This is a genomic window from Clostridium sp. (assembly GCF_036660475.1).
GTDB lineage: Bacteria > Bacillota > Clostridia > Clostridiales > Clostridiaceae > Clostridium_J.
Genome location: NZ_JAVXAO010000001.1, coordinates 250,338 through 271,394, shown reverse-complemented (window position 1 = coordinate 271,394; position 21,057 = coordinate 250,338). Strand labels below are relative to the sequence as shown.

Genomic DNA, 21,057 nt, shown 5'->3' with positions numbered 1-21,057 from the left:
AAATAAAAATAAAGTGATAAAGGGGTAAGGATATGTTTATTAATCATGAGTATATTGAAAATTTATTGGTAGAGGCTAAGGATGCAACAAAGGAACAAATAGGTCAGGTACTAAACAAGGCTAAAAATAGAATGGGACTAAACCATAGTGATATAGCTATGCTACTTCAAACTGAAGATGAAGAACAGTTAAGAGAAATGTACAAAATAGCTGGGGATATAAAAGAGTCTATATATGGGAAAAGAATTGTTGTATTTGCGCCACTTTATGTTAGTGATTACTGTGTAAATAATTGTACTTATTGTGGATATAAAAGGTGCAATAAGTTTAATAGAAAAAAATTAACTATGGAAGAAGTAGCTGAAGAGGTTAGAATTTTAGAGAAAATGGGTCATAAAAGACTGGCATTGGAACTTGGAGAAGATCCAGTAAATGCTCCTATTGATTATGTTATAGAATGTCTTGATACTATTTATAAAACTCAAAATAATAAGGGTGAGATAAGAAGGGTAAATGTAAATATTGCAGCTACTACTGTAGAAAATTACAAAAAGCTTAAAGCGGCCAATATAGGAACTTATATCTTATTTCAAGAAACTTATCATAAACCAACCTATGAACTTATGCATCCAAATTGTATAAAAGGAAACTATGATTATCACACAACAGCTTTTGATAGAGCTATGGAAGGTGGAATTGATGATGTAGGAGCAGGAGTTTTATTTGGCCTAGCTGACCCCAAATTTGAGGTATTGGCTCTTATGATGCACAATGAGCATTTAGAAGAGAAATATGGAGTTGGCTTCCATACAGTATCTGTTCCAAGACTAAAGGAAGCTGAGGGAATGTGCTTAAAGGATTACCCGAATATAATTGATGATAATATGTTCAAAAAGGTAGTAGCAATTTTAAGAATAGCTGTGCCTTTCACAGGGTTAATATTATCCACTAGAGAAACCCAAGAGATGAGAAAAGAAGTATTAAAATATGGAGTATCACAGGTAAGTGCTGGCTCTATTGCAGGTGTTGGAGGATACAAGGAGAAGGAAGAAGGCCATGTGAATGTAGATCAATTTAAAACTTCCGATGAGAGAACACCTTTAGAAGTATTAAAGGCTCTAATGGAGGATGGATATATACCAAGTTATTGCACTGCGTGTTATAGACAAGGTAGAACTGGTGAGAGATTTATGAGACTTGCAAAATCAGGACAGATACAAAATGTATGTGAACCAAATGCGATGACAACATTGATGGAATATGCTTTAGATTATGGTGACAAAGAAATTGTTGAGAAGGCAGAAGCATTAATCAATGAACAAACAGCAAAAATAAAGAGAGAAGATATTAGAGAATTAATAAAAAGCAATATAGAAAAGTTGAAACAGGGAGAAAGAGACCTTTATATATAGGGGGGGAAAGTATGAATACTACGCCAAATTCTAATAGAAAGCATATAGCTATATTTGGAAAAACCAATGCAGGTAAATCATCTTTAATAAATAAGATTCTCGGACAAGAGATTTCTATAGTTTCTGAACTGAAGGGAACGACTACAGATCCTGTTTCAAAGGCTATGGAGTTAATACCAATAGGGCCAGTATTATTTATTGACACTGCAGGCTTTGGTGATAATAGTGAACTTGGGGAATTAAGAAGTAATAAGACCTTTGATATTATGAAAAGAACAGACTTCGCACTATATGTTATGGATGTTAATGATTTAGATATGAAGTCCTATGAAGAAGCTAGATTAAATTTAAAAAAGTATAATATTCCACACATTCTAGTAGTAAATAAGATAGACACTGTTGAGAATAAGGTACTTAAAGCTTTAAAAAATGAAGCTGTAGAGGAAATACTTATTCCACAGAAGGATAAAAAAGATTTAAAGGAATTACGAAGTAAGATAGCTGGCGGAATTTTGGTATCCACTGCCAGTGGGGAAGGCATTGAAGACCTTAAAAACAAGCTAGTTGAAAAGCTTCAAGAGGAGGAAGATGAACTTCCTATAGTGGGGGATTTACTACCTTACAATAGCAAGGTAATTCTTGTAGTTCCAGTAGACTCAGAAGCTCCAAAGGGAAGAATAATACTTCCACAGGTTCAGTGCATTAGGGACTGTTTAGATCACGGTATAAAGAGTTATGTAGTTAGAGATACGGAATTAGAAGCTGCACTTGAAGATATTAAGGATGTGGATTTAGTTATAACTGATTCACAAGCATTTAAAAAGGTAAGTGAAATTGTACCAGCAAATATTAAGCTAACAAGCTTTTCGATTTTATTTGCAAGGCATAAGGGTGAATTATCAGCCTTTGTAGAAGGTGCAAATAAGATTAAGGAACTAACAAAAGACTCTAAAATACTTATTTCAGAGAGTTGTTCCCACAATGTTTCTCATGAAGATATTGGAAGAGTAAAGATACCTAAAATGATTAATAAACATGTAGGTTTTGAATTAAATTATGATTATAGAGTTGGACATGACTTCCCAGAGGATATAGAAAACTATGATTTAATAATTCATTGTGGGGCCTGTATGATTAATAGAAAAACAGTATTAAACAGAATAGATATGTGTAAAGCTAAGGGTACTTCCATAACAAATTATGGGGTTATAATGGCATATTTAACAGGAATACTTGATAGGACATTAAGTGTATTTAGATAGGATTATAATAAAATAAAAAGCGGCAGTTAATATAAAGTATTTATCCAAGAGGATAAGATTATATTAATTGTCGCTTATTTTATATGATAAAGTCTAAATAAGTGAGCCGATATAAGATGTCTTTTTAGGTGTATTTATAAGTGTTACTAGACATTCTTTAATTAAGGCCATTCCTTCACGGATTTCCTCAACGTTAGTAGCTGCATAGCTAATTCTTATAGCATTATCCATGTTTTTTTCTTTATTTACGTAAAAGACATTGCAAGGAACTATAAGGATATCCTTTTTAGCACACTCTGTATAAAGTTCACTTGCTAAGACACCTTTAGGTAGTGTAACCCAAAAATTAAGACCACCACTGGGGTTAAAGAAATTGACTCCATAAATTTTAAGCTTAGTTAATTCTTCAACCATTACTTCAAATTTAACTTTATAAATCTCTCGCATGTAGTTTAGATGTTCTTCCCAATGACCATTCTTAAAATAAAGGTGAAGGGCACGTTGAATTAGCCCCGAGGAAGAAATATCAGTGGTATGCTTTGCAGCTAGAAGTTCAGCCATTAAAGGTTTTGGACATATTAAAAAACCAATTCTAAGTCCAGGCATTAGAAGTTTGGAAAAACTTTTAATGTATATTACCCTATTTTTAGTATCAAGAGATTTTAAAGTACATGATGTGGACGAATTATCATAAGAAAGTCCTGATAAAGAATCATCTTCAACAATATATAGATTATATTTATCCGCTAGGGCTAGAAGCTCTTTCAGTTTTTCTTTAGAGTAAGAAATTGTAGTGGGATTTTGAAATTGGGTCATTACATATATTAATTTAGGTTTATAAAGCTTAATGTTAGCTTCTAAAATTTTAGTGTTAATTCCATCATTTTCTATTGGGACACCAATAATATTTGCACCTCGAGACTTAAATACAGCGGTAGCACCAGTATAAGTAGGGTTCTCTGTGATAACATAATCACCAGGCTTAAGAATAGCTTTACCAATTATATCTATGCCTTGTTGAGCTCCTGAAACTATTTGGATACTACCAGGAGTAGCGATTATATTACTTTCACGGAGGAAATAATCACACAAGGATTCTCTTAAGGGTTCATAGCCATTACTTTCCTGATAGCCAAAGGCATAACCTTTATCTCTGTCTAGTACTTCATTTAAAGCAGATTTAAAGGCTTCAAATGGGAAAATACTGGGGTCAGGAGTAGCACTGGCAAAATTAATAGTATTAGAGGTGATTTTTATCTGTCCACTAGCCATTAATTTGAAATCATTGGTATACTCAGTGGAGTGAGAGGACGTGATGTTATCTTCAGTATCAATAGGTGTTTTTTCGGATGCTGCAGCAGTATATTGTTTATAAAGAATATCTTGCTCTGCAACATAATATCCGCTACCCTTTATAGCATTAACATAGCCATTAACCTCTAGTTGCTTATAAGCATTAACTATAGTTACATTGTTAACGGCTAGGTCACTAGCTAACTTTCGAATAGGTGGTAGTTTATCACCAACATTTAAAGTTCCAGATTTGATTGAAGACTCTATATTATGAGCAACTTGAATATACATAGGTGTAGTTGATTTTCTGTCTAATTCGATTGAAACAATATTCATTGGCATAATTCCTTTCAAAATATATTCACTATGGGTAATATACAATTATTGTATCGTTACAATGATTATATATTTTATAGAAATCATTGTAAAGAGCGGTGATAGTTGTAGAGTATGAAGTTCTTATGAATATGCGGGATAGCGGGTAGCGATAGGTGAATTAAATATAATAACACCTAAAGACTTTTATATCATTAGGTGTCATTTATCTATATATTAGAAGAGTGTATATAAGGATTTATAAAGATAGATATTAACTATGGTAATAATTCAAATACGTAGCCTTGAGCCTTAGCTTCTTTTAATACAGAGTCAAGAATCTCAGTGTTAGTTTTTGAAACTGCATGAATAAGCATAATTGAACCATTATGAAGTCCATTCATTATAGTTTCTTTTGCTTTAACGGGATCAGGTTGTTTATTTATATCCCAATCATGATATGCGAAGCTCCAAAATACTGTTTTATAGCCAAGATTTTTAGTCATAGCTAAAGATTTCTCGGAATATTCACCCATTGGAGGTCTAAAATAATTAGGGATATCAGTACCTATTATTTCTTTATATTTGGTTTCAACATCTGAAAATTCATTATTAAATTTTTCATCGGTACCAGTTACATCTGGCATAGATGGATGATGATTTGTATGGTTTCCAACAATATGTCCCTCGGATACCATTCTCTTTATTAAATCAGGATTACTTTTCAAGTAAGGCGAAGTAACAAAAAATATTGCTTTAACATCATTTTCTTTTAATGTGTCTAATATTTTAGCAGTATATCCATTTTCATAACCTTCATCAAAGGTCAAATATAGAACTTTTCTGCTGGTATCACCTACATAGTGGCTATCATATTTATTTAAATCAAAACCAATTTTAAGATTTATTTCAGGTGTAATATGCTGTTTATTTGGCTTAAACCACCAGGCAATTTTAGTGTTATCTAGGCTATTTGCTTCAACTTTTGAAGTAGAAGGAATAGATTCCTCAGTGGAAGAATTAGTAGCTGGAGGAATTTCATCTTTATTTTTTGGATTAGACGAAGTAATTTCATTTCCAGATGTCGATGGAGTTTTTTCTTTTTCATCCTTAGAAGTACCTTTAATTATATTTTCATCTAGTTCTGTTATGGTATTAAACACATCTTTATTAGGAGTAGTGTTAGTCACAGATTCAGACTTAGACGAACATCCTACAAATAGGAAGCAGGTGCTAATTAAAAGGACTAAAGAAAATTTTTGTATAGAGTTGTTGTTCATTTTAATCCTCCTTTAATAATATATTATTATAATTAATATACGAATAGGATGTGTGTATAGGTTAAAAAAAATACAATAAATTTTTATTATAAGGATGCTTAATAAAAATATTTAATATTTATAAAAATTATTTTATAATAAAATATATGGTAAATTTATATTACTATATAAAATAAAACAAATAAATGATTATATAGATATAAATGTAAAAATGGAAGTTAAGGAGAATATAAAATTTAAAAAGGCGGTAATAATATATGATAAAGGTATTGAGTAATACAACAATATATATAAAAGATGGTAAAATTGCTGAAGTTGGTAAACCATTAGTTATAGAACAAGGATATTATGCGGTTCCGGGATTCATAGATGAACATACACATGGAGGATATGGAGTTGATTTTATGAATTGTAATTACGAGAGTATAGAATCATTTGTGAGAAAATTGCCAGAAGAAGGTGTTACGGCGTTTCTTGCCACTACAATAACTCAAAGCAGTAGAAACATTGAAAGTGCACTTGAGAATCTTGGAGAAATAATAGATTATAATAGTGTCCTTGGAGCTGAAATTTTAGGAATACACTTAGAAGGCCCATTTCTTAATAAAAAATATAAAGGGGCACAACTGGAAGATTACATATTGAATCCAGATATTTCACTTATGAAAGAGTTTATAAAGGCTTCAAAGGACAAAATAAGAAAATTAACATATGCACCTGAGTTAGATCATAACTACGAGTTTACAAAATACCTTGTGAAAAATAATATTATTCCTTCAGTAGGCCATAGTGATGGAACCTTTTCAGAAATAGAGAGTGCAGTATATGAAGGTCTTGAAAGTGTTACACATTTTCATAATGGACAGAGTCCACATCATCATAGAAGACCTGGTGTAGTTACAGCTGGTTTATCATTAGATGAATTAACGGTAGAGATAATATGTGATGGGATACATCTTCATAGAGATACTGTGAAATCTATTTATAAAATAAAAGGTATTGAAAAAATAGTATTGGTAACAGATTCAATGGAAGCTAAAGGCCTTTATGATGGGGAATATGAACTTGGGGGACAAAAAGTAATAAAACGTGGGAATGAGGCTAGACTAATAGATAATACCTTGGCGGGGAGTTGTCTAACTATGATAGAGGCAGTTAAAAATGTAATTGAGTTTACGGGATGTAGCCTAGAAGAGGCCGTGACAATGGCAAGTACAAATCCCGCAAGAAATTTGAAAATTCTAGATAGAAAAGGAAGTCTTGATATTGGGAAGGATTGTGATATAGTAATTTTAGATGAAAAATATAACATTGTAAAAACGCTATGTAAGGGTAATGTTGTATTTAGCGCATAAGGCATCTCCAAAAATAAGCAAATCAGTATGTTCGAATATTTTGTGTTGCACTGCATAGTAGAACTATTAGATGGTGCTACCATCTACGGAACCTGAGTCTTTGTGTAATTAAAAATATTATTTACATCTTTGACTTGTTATTTATTTTTAGATACCTAAAAAATTATTAAATGAATTTAAAGTGAGGACTAAAATTATGGGAAAAAAGAATAGTAAAAATAATGAGTTGTTAAATATCCATAGAAAAAAATCATCGCCGAAGATATATTCACTTTTGCTAGAGCTAGTAAATGAAGACAGAGAGAATCTTGCTAAAATTGTATTAAAGGTAGACTACTTGTTAGAGTATACAAGTAATTCAATAAAGCAAAGAGATTATATTGAGGCTAAAGAATCATTACAAAAGGCTAGAGAGCGGATTGATATGTTAAAAAATGAGAATGTAGATGTTGAGTATTTAGAGTATCTTTATGATGGAATAAGTAAGAGATGTAAGGGATAAAACAGAAAAATATAAAATAAAATAAGGTTTAATAGATTTATCTTAGTAAAAAGTATATACTAAGATAGGATAGCTAGGAAATAATATAGTTAAATAAATTTAAAGATAAATTTATAGTAATTACCTAATATTATATTGGGAAAATATTAAAAAATAGATTAAATAAAAAACATACTTAAGGAGAATTTATGAGAAATTTAAAATTGGTAATAGAATATGATGGAACTAGATACAAGGGATGGCAAAAGCAAAAGGATAATGTAGCAACAATCCAAGATAAAATTGAAAAAGTGCTAAGTAAGATGACTAGTGAAGATATCCAAGTTGTAGGTTGTGGTAGAACAGATACAGGAGTTCATGCAAAAAATTATGTAGCTAATTTTCACACTCACTCTACATTAACAAATGAAGATATTTTTGATTATCTTTATGAGTATTTACCAGATGATATCGTAGTTAAATCTGTGACTGACGTTCATGAGAGATTTCATGCAAGATATAATGCAAAAGCAAAAACCTATGTATATACTATAAATAATAGTAAGCATAGAGACGTATTTAGTAGAAAGTATACATATCATACAGACGCAAAACTTAATTTTAATGCTATGAGAGCAGCTGCTGATATTTTAATTGGAACTCATGATTTTCAAAGTTTTACAGCTTTAAAATCTGACAGTAAATCAACAGTTAGAACAATAAACTTCATAGAGATAATAGAAGATGGAGATATGGTTCAAATAGAGATTAATGGAGATGGATTCTTATTAAACATGGTAAGGATTATAGCAGGAACTCTTCTAGAAGTTGGTAAGGGTGAACTAAAACCTAGTGATATAGCAAGAATTTTAGAAGAAAAGAAAAGATCAGAAGCAGGTCCAATGGCACAAGCTAAAGGTTTATGTTTAAAAGAAGTTGAATATCAATAGAAATATTTAAATGAGAGTAGAGCTACGGAGGGTACTAAAAAAGTACCCGCGTAGAGATACTCTCTTTATTTTTGTATAAATTAAAGTTATGTACAACTGTTAAAACTAAGTTTTATATGAAATTAATAGTATCTAAAGCTATTCATTGCATAACTATTTGAATTTTGTTTAACCTACATATAGAATAAATATTTAAGGTGGACATAAGATGATTAAAACTAAAAATTTTGAGGTTATAAGAAACTTCCCAAGGAATGTACATATAATGGTTTTCAGTGAAGGGGTTTTTGCAATTGCTACAGGAATATTTTTCTTCTTGCAAATACTATATTACAATTTCATAGAATTATCTCCAAGTACAATTGGGGTTATCTTTTTCATAGGCTCATTATTTGGATTGATAGGATTTTTTATTGGGCCCTTTATCAGGATTATAGGGCGGAAGAATTTACTGTGTTTGGGGCTAATAATATTCGCCGTTGGAATATTATTTCATATGATTTTTTCAACTTTAATATTAATTGTTGTGGGAGAAATACTAGTAAGTATAGGTATTTCACTTATACAAGTGACTGAAATTCAGTTGATTTATTCTTATGCAATAGGCCAAAATGAGTGCTGTGTTTACAGTTATAAGTGCGCAGTTAATTTCATATGTGGAGCTATTGGTGCCGTTATTGCAGGGAATATTAGTAAAATATATATTTTCAAAAATGTAGGGTATGGAAAATTGTTTTTTGTAGCTATTATATTAATAGTAATTGCAGGTGCAATTAGATATTGGTTATTACCGAAAGATTATAAGTGTGAAGTAGATGGGAAGCAGATAAAAAAATCTATAAAGAACTCTATTGTGTTTTTAAGAGAAGATAAGAAGGTTCAAGTATTTTCTGCACTACTATTTATTACAACAATAGGATTTAGTGCAGTAGGACCATATAATAACTTAATACTTAAGGAGTCATTTAATTTAGGGAATAACATAATATCATATATAACATTTACATTAACAAGTCTAAGTATGATAGGGATAGTTTTAATGCCTGTAATAATAGAAAAAATTGGGGTAAGTGCATTTAATATAATAATATTTGTGATTCCTACAGTAAGTTGTTTTGTTTTATCATTAGGGTTAAGTACAAAGATTTTTATTGTGGTTTTGATTATTAGATGTATTTTTGCGTGGATTATTGTTTCATCCTTAGATAGTCTTATGATGAGTAATATACAGTCAGAGGATAGAGATATATTTGCTGCAGTTAAAATGTTAGTGAATGGAGTTTCTGTTGCATTGGGAAATTTAATCGGAGGATGGATTTTAAATAAATATGGATATAGAGGTAATTATTTATATGGAGCAATTATATTAGTTTTTGGAGTGTTGTTTTTTTACATAAAATCAAGAGGATTTATGGTCAATGCAGTTGAGAAGAAATCATGCAATTGTAGCTTTAAAAGTAGACATATAGAATATAGAAGACATTAAGGCATATCACCAAAATAAACAAGTCAGTATGTTTGATTATTTTGCGGTATACTACGTGGGCAGAATCCTTAGATGGTGATACCATCTGTGGACCATGTTTCATTATTTAACTCAAAATATTCTTAACACCTTTAGAATTGTTATTTATTTACAGTCGCCTAATACAAAATAGGCAGCAATGAAATTAATTAAGTATCAGGTTACAGGGGAAATAATATGTAAAGAGCTATTGAAGATAAGCATGAAGTTGTTGTTTGGAAAATTATACTATATAATCTAAATAAAGGTCGTGAAGCGTGCGTAGATTTAATAAAATATAAAAAATTAAATTGCTATATGAAGTACTAATTAGCTTCGTATAGTTTTTGTGTTATTCATATTTAAAGGTGGGGGATTTATGAGTATCAAGATTGTAGTTGTAGAAGATGAAATATCCATAAATGACATATTATCGACGGCATTGAGGTCAGAGGGATACAGTGTAAGAAGTGGATTTACAGCAAAAGAAGGAAGAGAAATAGTAGAAAAATTTAAGCCAGATTTAGCTTTATTAGATTTAAACTTACCAGATGAAAATGGCTTTGAACTTTGTAAAACAATTAATAGTAAATATTTAATCCCAATTATAATATTAACAGCAAGAAATGATATAGTAGATAAAATCTTAGGCTTAGAACTAGGCGCAGATGATTATATAACAAAACCTTTTCATATAAAAGAGGTATTAGTCAGGGTAAAAACAGCTTTAAGATGTGTGGATAAATATAAGTTTAAGGGTGAAAGTGAGTTTATAGATATATCAACTCACGTAAAAATAAATATTGACAGTAGGATAGTTTTAAAAAATGATGAAGAAGTTAGGTTAAAGCCACAAGAATACGATTTGTTTGAGTTCCTCGTAAAACATAAAAATAGAGTATTTTCAAGAGAGGAGCTTTTAAATCAAGTTTGGGGGTTGGATTATGATGGCGATATTAGAACTGTAGATGTTCATATTAGAAGGTTGAGAAGTAAATTAGACTCCAATTGTGATAAGTCATTAATAGACACAGTTTTTGGAGTAGGGTATGTAATGAGGTGAAAAATTGAAAATAAGATTTAAATTTATTCTCGGGATATCATCAATTTTAATGATTTCTGGTTTGATTCTTAATTTATCTATTAGATATATTCTAATATTAAGAATGGAGACTTCTATTAATAATTCATTAAAACAAATTATGTATAGTACAAGAGAATCAATAAAATATAGACTTCTAGCTACTGATTTAGAATATGAGGAGGATAGACTTAGTAAAGATAGCAATTATTTGGAGAAATATATATCATCTAATTTTCAATGCTTAATGGAAATTAGAAATAATGATGGAAGTATAATTATAGGAAATACAACTGAGAGTTTCAATGATATATTGATTAGTGGAAGTAAAACGGCAGAATCTGGATCAGCAGTAGTTAATTTAAAGTATGAAAATAATACTGTTTATGGAGTTTTGTCCTATCCAATATTTATAAATGGGGACAAGTTAGGGATACTTAGTATAGTGAAAGACTATAAAGAAATATATAGTGATAATGGCAACACATTACTATTCATAACTATAATTGAGGTTGGAGTATTTGTTTTAATATTTATTTTATCATTTCTAATAATTAGTAGGGTTACAAAACCTATTATTAAATTAACAGAAGGTGTAAAGAAGGTAGGGGATGGAGACTATAATTTTTCAATTAAATTAGATGGAAATGATGAAGTATCTATATTATCTAGGGAATTTATAAATATGAAGGAGAAAATAAGAGAACAAATAGAAACAATAAGGGGAGAGAAAGAAAAGGTTGAGGTGTTAGAAAAAGCAAGGAAGGTTTTTTTTGATAATGTGACACATGAAATTAAAACACCATTAACTGCAATTTCAGGGTATGCAGAAATGCTTAAAGATGAAATGATTCAGGATGAAGCGTTTAATAAAAGAGCTATAGAACGAATATATTTAGAAAGCGAAAGGCTACATAGTTTGATTTTAAATTTAATACGGATATCTAAAGGATTATCGTATACAAATGAAGAAATAAGAGAGGTTCAAGTAGGGAATCTTTTAATAGAGATATGTGAAGATATGAGTATTAAGGCAAGCAAGTATTCACTTCAGATTATTAGTAATATTTCAGATGGAGTAATAATAGGACAAAGTAATAGAATAAGAGAACTATTTATTAATCTTATAGATAATGGAATAAAGTATTCAAAGCCTAATTTCAATATATATGTTAGAGGGAAAATACTTAAAGGCAAGTATGAATTAGAAATAGAAAGCGAATCAGGAATTATACCTACAGAGATATACAACCATATTTTTGAACCTTTTGTTAAGTCTAACAAGTATTCAGAAATTGAGAGCAGAGGGTTGGGATTGTATTTGTGCAATGAAATTGTAAAGGATCACTATGGAAGTATAGATATTGAAAATGGGGAAAAAATCATTGTGAAAGTTAAAATACCTATTAAAATAGAAAACTAAGTTAGGGTATTAACCTAATATAGTTTAGTGGACATATACAAAAATATTATTAGGGTAGAAAAATATCTTTAAATTGATATTAGTAACAACTTGGAAATAACTTTACTATAGTTGGCAAAAAATTAATCATATAATTATATTAGGGTTATTAAATGAGGAGTGATATATATGAAAAATAGCAGTATTAAGATATGGAAGTTAGTCTTTATAATATGTGTAGGAATAATTGCTTTAGGGGGATGTGTAAAGGATAAGGAAACGATTATATCTGATAATGTTGAAAAAGATATACAGATAGAAGAAAGTCAAATAAATAAATATATTCAAGAAGGAAATAAATATTTATCAGAAGGAAAATACGATGAAGCTAAAGCGTCATATGAAGCAGCTACGGAGAAAAGCAAAAGTTATAAACTAGTTTATATTGATATAAAGGATGAATACCTTAAATATAAGCGATATGATGATGCCTATGCTATTATAAAACTAGCTATTGAAAATAATGTAGATGTAGAGAATATGAAATCTATATTGAAAAGTATACAAGAAAATTTTGAAAGTGTAATCATAAGTAAATCTGTATATCAGGATGAGTCATATGAGTTACCTGAACAGGTAGAAGTTAAAATAAATAATAAAATTATTAATGATTATGTGACTTGGAATGAAAATAGTATAAATACAAGTGTTATAGGAATGTTTAGTTACGAAGGTATTACAAAGGAACATGGGAAAAATATAAAAGTAAATTTAGAGGTTAAGGAAAATTCATATAGTAGAATGGTAGGATTTATACATGATTTATATAAAAGTGAAGAAGGTATATATATTTCATTTGATGAAGCTGAATTTTATAAAGATGCAGAGGCTCTTGCAGAAGCACGAAAATTAGGTAAAGGCTGGAGAACAGAGGAAGGGGAATTCATTTTAACAAATACTGATGGTGATTATGGTAACAATAATGTGATGGCAGCAACTGAAGAAGATAAAAATTTTAGATTGCTTAATGGTTATTTCATTAAAAATCCAAATAAATCTTTAGTTACTTATACCGTTGATAGAAATGCTATATTTAAAATGTTAGATTATGAAGTAGATCCATCAAAGTATTACTCAATAGATTTAGTAAAGGTAAATTATGATACCATTAGAGCCTATATAGATAGCCATAACAATGAGTCTAGTTACAGCAGTAAGGAGGAGTATAAAAAGTATAAGGATTACGCCAGACCATTATTATATTGGATTGACATTAAAAATGGAATAGTTGTAAATGTAGAAAAGCAATTTACACCATAGATTATTATAAAGGGTAGAAGGCTCAATAGGATAAATATCTTATTGGGCTTTTAATAATATGAAAAATAAGGTTGTAAACTTGATAGATTTAAAATATGATTAAGAAATTTAAACAGACAATAAGAGTCATATAGGCATTACAAATGAAAGTATAGTATGTATTTATATTTGTAATAGAGGGGCATAGAGTGTTTACAATTTATACTCATGTAATATATAATACGAAATGTATAATAAGTAATTAATAAAATACATTTTAGGAGGAATGACAATTGATAAAAAGAATTATTGCATCAGTATTAGTATTAACTAGTTTAGCTTTTGTTGGTTGTGGAAATACAACGTCAAATGATAAATCAGGTGAAAACAAGAGAACCGATTTTAAAATTGGAATAGTTACACCAACTTTATCTGTGGCAGAGGATGAATTTAGAGCTGGAGAAAATATGAAAAAGAAATATCCAGATATGGTTGAACATGTTACTTTGCCAGAAAATTTCAGTACTGAGATAGAGACGGCTATAAGTCAAATAACTAACTTTGCAAATGATGAGGCAGTTAAGGCTATAGTAGTTGTATCGGGACAATCTGGATTACTTCCAGCACTTCAAAAGGTTAAAGAGCAGAGACCTGACATAATAACAATAACCGCTCCAATCTGGGATGATCCAGAGTTAATGAGCCAATACATAGATATCAATTTAGATACAAACTGGGCAGAAAGAGGAAGAACAATAGTAGAGCTTGCGAAATCAATGGGAAGCAAGACATTTATACATTATTCTTTCCCAACTCACTTAGCTAAAGAAAGTGTTTCTAAGAGAAAAGATATGATGGAAGCAACGTGTAAGGCACTTGGAATGGAATTTGTTGAAATTGTTACACCAGATCCACAAACAGGAAATGGACCAACAGCTATGCAACAGTTTTTAAATGAAGATATTCCAAGACAAATAGAGAAATATGGTCCTGAGACTAATATTTTTGGAAGTAATTGTGGAATGTATGAAGTTATACTAAGTAAAGCATTAGAATTAAAATACACAGTTGCAGAACAATGCTGTCCAACTCCAACTCAAGCGTATCCAACAGTAATGAATCTGGAGATAGAAGAAGCAGATATCACAAATTTTGATAAAATTAATGATATGATTTCAGAAAAAGCTAAAGAAAAAGGTATGGATGGAAGACTTGGTGGATGGCCAATACCAGCATCAATATTCTTACCAGAATATGCGGTTGAACTTGCTAAATATATAATTGATAATGGTAAAACAGCAGGGGACGTATTAAATGTAGAGTTCCTAAATAAATTTGCAAAAGATACTTTTGATGTAGAGGTTGATTTTGCACCATTAAAAGAAGGCAGTAAAAACTACTTTATGTTCATAATGGATCAAATAGTATACTAATATAATTTTAAAGCTCTAAAGTAGATAAAAATCGCTTTAGGGCTTTTTAAAATTAGCAAATTAATATATAGTTTAGAGTGAAGTTTTCTAAATAAGAATGAAAAGAGGCGAGTAATATGGATGCAGTTTTAGAAGCTAAAAATATTAATAAGTTTTTTTCAGAGGTTCAGGTGTTAAAGAATGTGAACTTTAATCTAAAAAAAGGAGAAGTTCATGGAATCGTTGGAGCAAATGGCTCTGGTAAAAGTACTTTTCTAAATATTCTCTTTGGAAGTAGTGTAATACATAATACGGGCGGATTCACAGGGGAAGTTTTTATAGAAGGAAAAAAGGTGTTAATAAAATCTCCAAGTGATGCTATTTATAATGGAATTGGCATGGTACATCAGGAGTTATCCTTAATTAATGGAGAAGATATAGCTTATAATATAAAAATAACTAGAGAAAATACCCTTAAGGGATTTAATTTTATGCCAGAGGAGTTTACCTACGTAAGTAAAGGTGAAAATATGATTGATGCTAGCAAAGCTATGGAAGAACTAGCACTTGACCTTAATATAGATACTAAGGTTAAAAATATTCCACTTAACTTAAAACAATTTATAGAGATTGCAAGAGAAATAGATAAAAAGAATTTAAAGGTTTTAATATTAGATGAACCAACAGCACCTTTAAATAAAGAGGATGCAAAGGTATTTATAGAGATTATAAAAAAACTTAGAGATAATGGAACGTCTATTATATTTATAACACATAGGTTAGATGAAATAATGGATGTTTGTGATAGAATAACTATTTTTAGAGATGGAGAAATAGTGGAAACCAAGATTAAAGAAGATACTACTATTGAAGAAATAGCGATTAAGATGATTGCTAAGAAAATAGTTAGAGCACGTAGTGAGAATTCGAATCAAGAAATTAAAAACGTGAATAATGAAGCGATATTAAGATTTAATAAAGTTAATATATTTGATGGAAATAAGGAATTTAAAGATTTAGATTTGAATGTGTTTAAAGGGGAGATACTTGGAATAACGAGCCTTGCCGGTCATGGTCAGAACATATTTAACTACGGAATTATGAATCTTTATAATTTAGATGGAGAAGTTATATATGAAGGTAAGAATCTTAATATAAAAAACACAGAAAAGGTTATTGAAGGTGGTATTGTAATGATACCAGATGAAAGAAAAGAGCTTGGACTCATGTTGAATGAAAGTATTAAGGAAAATATAGTATTTACAGCGGTTCAAAGTAAGCATAAGTTTTTAAAAAAAGGAATATTAAAATCCTTATCATTTTTCAATAATAAGGAAATTGATAACTATGCGGAACAAGCGATAATGGATTTTAATATTAAATGTACAGATAAAAACCAATATGTAGGAGAATTAAGTGGTGGAAATCAACAGAAGGTTTGTATTGCAAGGGCACTTACTACAAATCCTAAGGTTTTATTCATTGGCGAACCAACGAGAGGGATAGATATATATTCAAAGGAATTAATACTTAACATGCTTCTTGATATAAATAGGCAACAAAATACAACTGTGGTAGTTGCGTCTAGTGAAATAGATGAGTTAAGAAGGATTTGTAGCAGAATAGTAGTAATGTATGAAGGTGAAATATTTGATATTTTATCACCGGATGAAGACGAAGAGGTCTTTAGTTTAGCTATATCAGGAAGAAGGAGGAGGAGTTATGAGAAAAATTAGTATAAAGATACCACAGGCAATTATAATAGTATTTTTAATAGTATTATTTATGGCGGTTATATCTATTGGATTGAATCCAATAACCTTAATAAATGAATCAATTATTAAGCTTGTAATGAATTGTGTCTTAGTTTTATCATTAATTCCAATGATAAATTGTGGTATAGGTATGAATTTTGGATTACCGGTTGGGATAATAGCAGGGCTTATAGGAATATGTATAGCTATACAATTTAATGTACAGGGATACTTAGGTTTCTTCACAGCTATATTCTTAGGAAGTCTCATAGGTGTAATATTTGGATACATATATTCTTTGATTTTAAACAGATGTAAGGGCAAAGAAGAGATTGTTGGAGTTTTTGCAGGATTTTCTTTTGTATCATTGATGAATATATTTTGGACTATAGCACCATTTACAAATAGGCAAATGCTTTACCCGGTTGGAGGTAAGGGTCTAAGACCAAAAATAAATCTTGAAAATACATTCGGTGGAATTTTGGATAATAGCTTAGTTATACATATAGGCCAATTTAAAATACCAGTTGGATTAATTATATTTTTAATTATTATATCTTTACTAATACATTTTCTTTTTAAAACAAAGTTAGGGCATGCGATGAAGGCAATATCAGAAAATGAAAATTTTGCTAGGCTATCGGGAGTTAATGTAAATAAGACAAGAACCATCGCTATAATAATTTCAACGGCTATAGCTGCAATTGGAATATGTGTATACTCTCAAAGCTATGGATTTATACAGCTTTATGATGGTCCGCTTATGATGGCTTTTCCAGCTATATCTGCAATATTAATAGGTGGAGCTACTAGAAATAAAGCTACGGTGATTCATGCTATAGTTGGAACTTTTTTATTTCAAACAACCTATCTAATATCAGTACCTGTAGCTAATGAACTCTTAATTCCAGAACTATCAGAAGTTCTAAGAATGATAATAACTAATGGAATTTTATTATACGCATTCTTATATAAAGGGAGGAAGAAAAATGGGAAGGCTTAAATCATTTTTTAAAGACTTTGAAAAGACTCAGCTCATAGTCCCTTGTATTTTTATTGTAATGAGTATTTTAGGAATAATCATTGGTGGAATAAAATTAGATTTTTTATCGAGAGAGTTATATAGTCGATTCATAAGAAATATTATAATGGTTCTATCACTAATAATACCAATAGTTGCGGGAATGGGATTAAACTTTGCAATTACCATAGGAGCTATATGTGCACAGTCAGCAGCTATTATAGTTTTAGATTTTAATATTACAGGGGTTATGGGAATAGTAGCAATTATAGTTATCGCAGGAGTTCTTTCGACTATTTTTGGAAACTTAATAGGATTTATATTAAATAAAGCTAAAGGGAAGGAAATGATAACAAGTATAATCATTGGATTTCTAGGAACTAGTGTATATCATTTAGTATTTATGGTAGGCTATGGAACTATAATAACCCCTAGGAATAAGGAAATTCTATTATCCACTGGAGTAGGCGTTAGAAATATGGTGGATCTTATGGGATTCTCAAAATTATTTAAAGCGAATCAAATAGTTGCTATTGGAGCAATCATTTTAGTAGCTCTAATAATCATATATATATTGAATTCTAAAATAGGATATAAATTAAAGGCAGTTGGAGAAAATATGACAGTAGCTAGTCAGCTAGGAATAAATGTTGATAAGATAAGAAGGCAGGCTATAGTAATATCTACAATAATTGCTTCCATGGGACATATAATGTTTATGTTTAGTCTTGGAAACATAAATGTATATTCTGGACATTTAAACATTGATACATTTGCTTGTGCAGCACTTCTAGCTGGTGGAGCAACTTTAAGTAAGGCGAATATAAAAAATGCTTTTTTAGGAATCATACTATTTCACACCATGTTTATAGTATCGCCTATAGCTATACCAAAAATGTTTAATAACCCTGCCCTTGGAGAATATTTTAGAACATTTATAGCATATGGAACTATAGTTTTTGCATTTATAATAAATCTTAAAAACGATAGACGACAACGGATAAAGCTTTAACGTAGAAATTATGTTAAAACTAGATAGATATAAGCTGAAAAGTATTGAAAAACAGTATGGTAAGTAGATATTTATTAGATGAGATTGTTGCTATCATAGTTTATGGAACCGTGGTTTTTGCAGCTTAGTAAATACAAAATTAATTTGTTTAGAAATAAGATACACTATTCATTGTGGAAAGAAGGAATAAAATATGAAATTAATTTCGTGGAATGTTAATGGAATTAGGGCTTGCGTTCAAAAGGGATTTTTGGATTTCTTTAATCAGGTTGATGCAGATATATTTTGTATTCAGGAGAGTAAGCTTCAAGAAGGACAGATAGATTTAGAGTTACAAGGATATCATCAGTATTGGAATTATGCTGAGAAGAAGGGATATTCAGGTACAGCTATTTTTACTAAAGTTGAACCATTAAGAGTAACGTATGGTATGGGAATTGAGGATCACGACAAAGAAGGAAGAGTTATAACCTTAGAATTTGAGAATTTTCATTTTGTAACAGTGTATACTCCAAATTCAAAATCAGAACTGGCAAGGCTTGATTATAGAATGGTTTGGGAAGATGATTTTAGGACATATTTAAAAGCATTAGATAACATTAAGCCTGTTATAGTTTGTGGGGATTTAAATGTAGCACATAGGGAAATTGACCTTAAAAACCCTAAATCTAATAGAAAAAATGCTGGATTTACCGATGAGGAGAGAAATAAATTTACTGAGTTTTTAGGAGCAGGATTCATTGATACATTTAGATATTTTTATCCTGATTTAGAGGAAGCATATTCTTGGTGGTCTTATAGATTTAAGGCAAGGGAGAAGAATGCAGGATGGAGAATTGACTATTTCTGTACTTCAGATAAATTAAGGGATAGCTTGATATCTGCTAAGATTCATAATGAAATTTTAGGGTCAGATCATTGTCCAGTTGAACTCGTTATTAAATAAGTAGAACTTAAACTTTCATGGATATTATATATCTATGAAAGTTTTTTTAGAATGTATAAGGTTTAGTAAAAAAATTATTTTGGCACTCTGGGTAATATTATCGAATGCCCTTAAATATAATGTAAAGAAATTAAACTTAGGCATCTGAAAGCAAATAATAAGTCAAAGCTATGAAGGCTATTTTGAGTTAGAGAAGGAAGCGGTTCGGCAGATAGTAGAACTACATAAGTGGTCTGACTGGCGACGTATAACTCAAAATAAATGAGGATACTGACTTGTTTATTTTTGAAGATACCTTAGGCAAATGAGGGGGGATTACTATGATAATAGAAGCTAGTATAAGAGATTTAAAGATTAAGGGAAGGACCTTTAGAAATGCGGGAAGAACGATAGGTATAATATTTAAGAATAATGGTGAAGGACTACCAATTAGTGTTAAGTGCTCTGATATAGAAACATTTTTAAAAAGATTTGGTGACCACAGCAATATAACTTTAAACATTAATGGTGAGAAGTTAAATACGTCTATTCTTAAAGTAGAAAGGGATGCGGTACTTCATCATCCACATAATATAGAGTTTAAAGAGCTTTAATAAAAATTAGCCCTGGTGTATATAGTTTTATACACTAGGGCTTAATTAATTTTTCTTTTGCAATCTAAAGAGGCATTCTTGAAATTACAATGTGTTTATTCTTCATATTATATAATTGTTCCTTAGTAATCTCTTGAATTGTTGTGATTTTAGTTACATTGTGTATTGTTCCAATTCTAATTTTAGCATCGTCTAAGTCTTTAGCAAGGAGTGTACCACAGTATTTAGCATCTTCGGTATCGACATTAAATAAAAATACCTTTAATTGTTCTATTGGTACAAGATCCTTCTTTAAAAATTCATCATCAAATTCAACTTCTGTATCTAGAGAGATTAAACCTTCTCTAACTATAAGTTTATCCCACCCCTTATAATCACAAAGTCTTCCCCATAGACCTAAACTCATGATACTTTTTACTGTAAGTTTTATTACCATACAAAATTCACTCCCTTCCAATTTTTATATTTATAGTTTAATTGTTATTATAACATGAAATTTAGAAATGTTAAATAGAATTCCACTAAGTTACATAAATTTTAAAAATATTATAACAATATTAAAAATATGTTCATAGGTATACATATTTTAATTAGCGGTATAGTTAAAATTTAATTATATTATTTATAGTTTGTATACATTAAAATTTAATAATTAAATTAGTTTGTTACCTATAGTACATTTATT

18 protein-coding genes are annotated in these 21,057 nt (G+C 30.0%); 15 read left to right on the top strand and 3 right to left on the bottom strand.

The genetic code is table 11. From position 1 onward, the window contains the following. The first annotated feature begins 32 nt into the window (after nt 1-32). Nucleotides 33-1,412, top strand: a complete 1,380-nt coding sequence (gene hydG, locus RSA29_RS01155; protein ID WP_346941740.1) for a [FeFe] hydrogenase H-cluster radical SAM maturase HydG — start codon at nt 33-35, stop codon at nt 1,410-1,412. 11 nt (nt 1,413-1,423) lie between these two features. Beyond that, nucleotides 1,424-2,674 carry a [FeFe] hydrogenase H-cluster maturation GTPase HydF gene (hydF, locus tag RSA29_RS01150; RefSeq protein WP_346941741.1) on the top strand — a complete coding sequence of 417 codons (1,251 nt, stop codon included), beginning with the start codon at nt 1,424-1,426 and terminating at the stop codon, nt 2,672-2,674. A 93-nt stretch (nt 2,675-2,767) separates the two neighbouring features. Here hydF and RSA29_RS01145 read toward each other — a convergent pair whose 3' ends face one another. Both RSA29_RS01145 and pdaA read right to left on the bottom strand, forming a co-directional pair. Beyond that, complete coding sequence (locus RSA29_RS01145) at nt 2,768-4,309, bottom strand: PLP-dependent aminotransferase family protein (protein ID WP_346944339.1); 1,542 nt, start codon at nt 4,307-4,309, stop codon at nt 2,768-2,770. A 251-nt stretch (nt 4,310-4,560) separates the two neighbouring features. Next, nucleotides 4,561-5,562: a delta-lactam-biosynthetic de-N-acetylase gene (gene pdaA / locus RSA29_RS01140; protein WP_346941743.1), complete on the bottom strand. Its 1,002-nt coding sequence runs from the start codon at nt 5,560-5,562 to the stop codon at nt 4,561-4,563. Between the two features lie 257 nt (nt 5,563-5,819). Between pdaA and nagA the strand changes: the two genes are divergently transcribed. From nagA to RSA29_RS01075, 13 genes are all read left to right on the top strand, one after another. Then, a complete protein-coding gene (gene nagA, locus RSA29_RS01135) occupies nt 5,820-6,917 on the top strand; it encodes an N-acetylglucosamine-6-phosphate deacetylase (protein WP_346941744.1) in 1,098 nt (365 codons plus the stop codon). Between the two features lie 196 nt (nt 6,918-7,113). Then, nucleotides 7,114-7,419 (top strand): hypothetical protein, encoded by a 306-nt coding sequence (locus RSA29_RS01130; RefSeq protein ID WP_346941745.1) that lies wholly within the window; start codon nt 7,114-7,116, stop codon nt 7,417-7,419. A gap of 188 nt (nt 7,420-7,607) precedes the next feature. Further along, entirely contained in the window at nt 7,608-8,348 is a 741-nt protein-coding gene (gene truA / locus RSA29_RS01125; RefSeq protein WP_346941746.1) for a tRNA pseudouridine(38-40) synthase TruA, read from the top strand. A gap of 208 nt (nt 8,349-8,556) precedes the next feature. Then, complete coding sequence (locus tag RSA29_RS01120; protein ID WP_346941747.1) at nt 8,557-9,834, top strand: MFS transporter; 1,278 nt, start codon at nt 8,557-8,559, stop codon at nt 9,832-9,834. Nucleotides 9,835-10,231: 397 nt separating this feature from the next. Continuing rightward, nucleotides 10,232-10,915: a response regulator transcription factor gene (locus tag RSA29_RS01115; protein ID WP_346941748.1), complete on the top strand. Its 684-nt coding sequence runs from the start codon at nt 10,232-10,234 to the stop codon at nt 10,913-10,915. Between the two features lie 4 nt (nt 10,916-10,919). Then, complete coding sequence (locus RSA29_RS01110; RefSeq protein ID WP_346941749.1) at nt 10,920-12,356, top strand: HAMP domain-containing sensor histidine kinase; 1,437 nt, start codon at nt 10,920-10,922, stop codon at nt 12,354-12,356. A 168-nt stretch (nt 12,357-12,524) separates the two neighbouring features. Continuing rightward, the gene (locus tag RSA29_RS01105) at nt 12,525-13,655 is read left to right on the top strand and encodes an Ig-like domain-containing protein (protein ID WP_346941750.1); all 1,131 of its coding nucleotides are present in this window, start codon (nt 12,525-12,527) and stop codon (nt 13,653-13,655) included. 272 nt (nt 13,656-13,927) lie between these two features. Continuing rightward, on the top strand, nt 13,928-15,067 hold the full coding sequence (locus tag RSA29_RS01100) for a DUF3798 domain-containing protein (RefSeq protein WP_346941751.1): 1,140 nt from the start codon (nt 13,928-13,930) through the stop codon (nt 15,065-15,067). Between the two features lie 116 nt (nt 15,068-15,183). Beyond that, a complete protein-coding gene (locus RSA29_RS01095; protein WP_346941752.1) occupies nt 15,184-16,782 on the top strand; it encodes a sugar ABC transporter ATP-binding protein in 1,599 nt (532 codons plus the stop codon). Beyond that, nucleotides 16,769-17,803: an ABC transporter permease gene (locus tag RSA29_RS01090; RefSeq protein ID WP_346941753.1), complete on the top strand. Its 1,035-nt coding sequence runs from the start codon at nt 16,769-16,771 to the stop codon at nt 17,801-17,803. The genes RSA29_RS01095 and RSA29_RS01090 overlap by 14 nt, the downstream gene beginning before the upstream one ends. Further along, a complete protein-coding gene (locus RSA29_RS01085; protein ID WP_346941754.1) occupies nt 17,790-18,833 on the top strand; it encodes an ABC transporter permease in 1,044 nt (347 codons plus the stop codon). The genes RSA29_RS01090 and RSA29_RS01085 overlap by 14 nt, the downstream gene beginning before the upstream one ends. Nucleotides 18,834-19,026: 193 nt before the next feature. Further along, entirely contained in the window at nt 19,027-19,779 is a 753-nt protein-coding gene (locus RSA29_RS01080; RefSeq protein WP_346941755.1) for an exodeoxyribonuclease III, read from the top strand. A gap of 320 nt (nt 19,780-20,099) precedes the next feature. Further along, entirely contained in the window at nt 20,100-20,372 is a 273-nt protein-coding gene (locus tag RSA29_RS01075; protein WP_346941756.1) for a hypothetical protein, read from the top strand. 64 nt (nt 20,373-20,436) lie between these two features. Here the strand turns inward: RSA29_RS01075 and RSA29_RS01070 are convergent, their stop codons facing one another. Then, complete coding sequence (locus tag RSA29_RS01070) at nt 20,437-20,808, bottom strand: hypothetical protein (protein WP_346941757.1); 372 nt, start codon at nt 20,806-20,808, stop codon at nt 20,437-20,439. Nucleotides 20,809-21,057 lie beyond the last annotated feature (249 nt).

What these genes read in the sequence shown, in the direction of transcription:
- pdaA (WP_346941743.1), bottom strand. Translation starts at nt 5,562, where the DNA reads ATGAACAACAACTCTATACAAAAATTTTCTTTAGTCCTTTTAATTAGC.
- RSA29_RS01090 (WP_346941753.1), top strand. Translation starts at nt 16,769, where the DNA reads ATGAGAAAAATTAGTATAAAGATACCACAGGCAATTATAATAGTATTT.
- hydG (WP_346941740.1), top strand. Translation starts at nt 33, where the DNA reads ATGTTTATTAATCATGAGTATATTGAAAATTTATTGGTAGAGGCTAAG.
- RSA29_RS01080 (WP_346941755.1), top strand. Translation starts at nt 19,027, where the DNA reads ATGAAATTAATTTCGTGGAATGTTAATGGAATTAGGGCTTGCGTTCAA.
- RSA29_RS01095 (WP_346941752.1), top strand. Translation starts at nt 15,184, where the DNA reads ATGGATGCAGTTTTAGAAGCTAAAAATATTAATAAGTTTTTTTCAGAG.
- hydF (WP_346941741.1), top strand. Translation starts at nt 1,424, where the DNA reads ATGAATACTACGCCAAATTCTAATAGAAAGCATATAGCTATATTTGGA.
- RSA29_RS01105 (WP_346941750.1), top strand. Translation starts at nt 12,525, where the DNA reads ATGAAAAATAGCAGTATTAAGATATGGAAGTTAGTCTTTATAATATGT.
- RSA29_RS01075 (WP_346941756.1), top strand. Translation starts at nt 20,100, where the DNA reads ATGATAATAGAAGCTAGTATAAGAGATTTAAAGATTAAGGGAAGGACC.
- RSA29_RS01145 (WP_346944339.1), bottom strand. Translation starts at nt 4,309, where the DNA reads ATGCCAATGAATATTGTTTCAATCGAATTAGACAGAAAATCAACTACA.
- RSA29_RS01085 (WP_346941754.1), top strand. Translation starts at nt 17,790, where the DNA reads ATGGGAAGGCTTAAATCATTTTTTAAAGACTTTGAAAAGACTCAGCTC.
- truA (WP_346941746.1), top strand. Translation starts at nt 7,608, where the DNA reads ATGAGAAATTTAAAATTGGTAATAGAATATGATGGAACTAGATACAAG.
- RSA29_RS01070 (WP_346941757.1), bottom strand. Translation starts at nt 20,808, where the DNA reads ATGGTAATAAAACTTACAGTAAAAAGTATCATGAGTTTAGGTCTATGG.
- RSA29_RS01120 (WP_346941747.1), top strand. Translation starts at nt 8,557, where the DNA reads ATGATTAAAACTAAAAATTTTGAGGTTATAAGAAACTTCCCAAGGAAT.
- RSA29_RS01115 (WP_346941748.1), top strand. Translation starts at nt 10,232, where the DNA reads ATGAGTATCAAGATTGTAGTTGTAGAAGATGAAATATCCATAAATGAC.
- nagA (WP_346941744.1), top strand. Translation starts at nt 5,820, where the DNA reads ATGATAAAGGTATTGAGTAATACAACAATATATATAAAAGATGGTAAA.
- RSA29_RS01130 (WP_346941745.1), top strand. Translation starts at nt 7,114, where the DNA reads ATGGGAAAAAAGAATAGTAAAAATAATGAGTTGTTAAATATCCATAGA.